Below are 2683 nucleotides of genomic sequence, written 5' to 3'. Positions count from 1 at the left end.
CAATTCCGGCCGGCCGATCATGTTCCCGCTGAACCACAGCGTGAAGAAATCCGAATGGGCATCGGGGTAAAAAGTCGCCCCGTACAACAGCGGGAACAGCGCGGCCGAGGCGGCCCAGGCGACCAGGCCCCAGCGACTGATGTGGCGCCCCTCTTCGCACATCAGCCGGGCGTTAGTCCTTCGCGCCGAACATGCCCGACAGCTTGCCCAGCAGGCCGCCGGCGACGCCGCTTTCGCCGAGCATCGCGGCGAAGCTGCCAAGCGAGCCTTCGCCGCCGATGTGGCCGATGATTTCCTGAAGCTTGTCGGTCGGCAGGCCGGTCTGATCGGCAGCGGTGGTGACGGTGTCGCCCGGCGCGGTGTGCGCCTGACCGAGCGCGGCAACAGCGCTTTCGACCTGTTCAGGGGTGAGACCGACCTTGGCCGCGAGATTGGCAACGGTCGAACTGCCCTCGATCTGGCCGAGGATGGAATCGAACATGCTCATGATAATCTCCCCGATGGTGGCGACGGTGACAACCAGCCTTGTCCCACAGCCCGGAGCGGATGGCCAGCGGGTCGTAAGGGTGCGCGCGGTGCCGAAAGCACTTTCCTACCGATAACCAGATGGGTTAGATGAATGTGGATCGATGGAGGAGCGTGGGCGGTGACAGCGGTGTGGGAGGCAGCGTTCCTGGCCGGGCTGCGGCGGACGGGGAGCGTGGTCGCGGCGGCGGCGGGCGCCGGGGTAACGAGCCGCGGGGCGCAGAAGCGGCGGCGGTCGGTGGCGGGCTTTGCGGTGGCGTGGGCGGCGACGATCGACGCCTGGCGGGCGGAGCGGTCGGCGGCGCTGATGGCGAGCGAGATCGCCGCCGGGACCGCGCCGCGCGGCAATCATCGCCAGGCGCGGATTGAGCGGCCCGGGCCGCGCCTGACCCCCGACGCAGAGGAGCGATTTCTCGACATGCTGGCGGCCAGTGCCAATGTAACGCTGGCGGCGCGGGCGGCGGGGGCGAGCATGGCCGGTTTCTACAAACGGCGGGCGCGCGACGAGGCATTCCGGGCGCGGTGGGAGGAGGCGATGGAATGCGGGCTGGCGCGGGTCGAGATGGCGCTGGTCGGGGCGGCGTGCCGGATGTTCGACCCGTCGGGGATGGCGGACGGCGACCGCGACGCGATCGACCCGCTGATCGACGCCGGGCCGGCGGTGAGCGTCGACGACGCGCTGCGCATCCTGGCGATGGGGCGGCGGCCGGACAAGCAGCGCAAGCCGTGGATGCCGCGCGTCAGGACGATGGACGAGGTGGGCGAGAGCATCCTGTGGAAGATCAGGAATATCCGGCGGATGCGCGAGGCGGAGGTAGAGCGCGAGGCGGCGGCGGATTGACTTTCGCGGGCGGATCGGGTTGAGGAGCCGGGCACGGCGGGGCTTCAGGCTCCGCCGTTGCTTTTGGGATATGGGGCGGCTCCCGTGAAGCCCGCCTGGCTGGCAGTGCCTGATACGGCTGCCCGACGAACGAAGGAACAGACCATGCGTCACCGCAATGCCCATCGCAAGCTGCAGCGGACCTCCGCCCACCGCACCGCCCTGTTCCGCAACATGGCGGCGGCGCTGATCAAGCATGAGCAGATCACCACGACCACGGCCAAGGCGAAGGAGTTGCGGCCCTATGTCGAGAAACTGGTGACGCTGGCCAAGAAGGGCGGGCTGTCGAACCGGCGGCTGGCGCAGGCGAAGCTGATGGACGATGTCCAGCTGGTCAAATTGTTCGACGTGCTGGCGACGCGCTATGCCGACCGCGCGGGTGGTTATATCCGCATCGTCAAGGCGGGCATCCGCCTGTCGGACTCGGCGCAAATCTCGATCATCGAATTCGTCGATCGCGACGTCAGCGCCAAGGGCCAGGACAGCGGCCCGGTGATGGGCGACGACGAGGATGAGGCGCTGGCGGCGTAAGCTGCCGGGTTCGTCGCGCCGCAAAAGGGCTCGCTTCGGCGGGCCTTTTTTTGTGGTCGGGAGCGGACGGCCGCGCTTACACCAGCGCGCAGAGCGCTTCGTAGCAATCGCCGTCGATCGCGGTGCCGACGTCGGCGGCGATGATCGCCATCGTGTCGGCGCGCGACAGCGACGCGCGGTAGGGGCGGTCCGAGCTGAGAGCGTCGTAATAATCGCACACCGTGATGATCCGGGTTTCGCGGCGGATCTGGTGATCCTTGAGGCCCAGCGGATAGCCGGTCCCGTCGATCCGTTCGTGATGCGCGGCGGCGATCGGGGCCATGTCGGCGAGCACCCCGACGCGCCCGAGGATGGCCTGGGTATGGACCGCATGGTCGCGCATCGTCACCCATTCGCGATCGTCGAGCGGGCCGGGCTTGTCGAGGATCGAGTTGGCGACGCCGAGCTTGCCGATGTCGTGGTGCAGGGCGGCTCGGTGGATCCAGCGGCGGCGGGACGGAGGCACGCCCATGGCGGCACCGATCCGCCCCGCCAGATCGGCGACGCGGGCGGAATGGCCGGCGGTGAAGTGGCTTTTGGCATCAATCACCGAACCGAAGGCGGCGGCGATGTCGTCGAGATAATCCTCGTCGACTTCGCGCGCATGTTCGGCCGGGGCGAGCGCGAGCAGGCGCGTTTCGAGGAACGGTGATTCGAGGCCGGTCCAGAACTGCTCGTTAGCGGCGACCGCATCGAACGCAGCGACCA

4 protein-coding genes are annotated in these 2683 nt (G+C 68.5%); 2 read left to right on the top strand and 2 right to left on the bottom strand.

Annotation, left to right across the window (positions count from 1 at the left end):
- Nucleotides 1-172: 172 nt before the first annotated feature.
- Complete coding sequence (locus RMN84_RS01305) at nt 173-487, bottom strand: hypothetical protein (RefSeq protein ID WP_309610405.1); 315 nt, start codon at nt 485-487, stop codon at nt 173-175.
- Between the two features lie 132 nt (nt 488-619).
- On the opposite strand from RMN84_RS01305, the gene RMN84_RS01300 reads away from it, so the two are divergent.
- Complete coding sequence (locus RMN84_RS01300; protein WP_309610404.1) at nt 620-1366, top strand: hypothetical protein; 747 nt, start codon at nt 620-622, stop codon at nt 1364-1366.
- Between the two features lie 144 nt (nt 1367-1510).
- On the top strand, nt 1511-1936 hold the full coding sequence (gene rplQ, locus RMN84_RS01295) for a 50S ribosomal protein L17 (protein WP_309610403.1): 426 nt from the start codon (nt 1511-1513) through the stop codon (nt 1934-1936).
- Between the two features lie 76 nt (nt 1937-2012).
- On the opposite strand, the gene RMN84_RS01290 is transcribed toward rplQ, so the two are convergent.
- A partial coding sequence (locus tag RMN84_RS01290; protein WP_309610402.1) for an HD domain-containing phosphohydrolase occupies nt 2013-2683 on the bottom strand: 671 nt, incomplete at its 5' end.

Origin of the sequence: Sphingomonas sp. (assembly GCF_031380695.1) — a bacterium.
GTDB lineage: Bacteria > Pseudomonadota > Alphaproteobacteria > Sphingomonadales > Sphingomonadaceae > Sphingomicrobium.
The sequence above is the reverse complement of the archived record's forward strand: the minus strand, read 5'-3'. Positions and strand labels throughout refer to the sequence as shown.

Excerpts from the sequence above, each read along its gene's own strand:
- RMN84_RS01305 (WP_309610405.1), bottom strand. The coding sequence starts at position 487 with ATGAGCATGTTCGATTCCATCCTCGGCCAGATCGAGGGCAGTTCGACC.
- RMN84_RS01300 (WP_309610404.1), top strand. The coding sequence starts at position 620 with ATGTGGATCGATGGAGGAGCGTGGGCGGTGACAGCGGTGTGGGAGGCA.
- rplQ (WP_309610403.1), top strand. The coding sequence starts at position 1,511 with ATGCGTCACCGCAATGCCCATCGCAAGCTGCAGCGGACCTCCGCCCAC.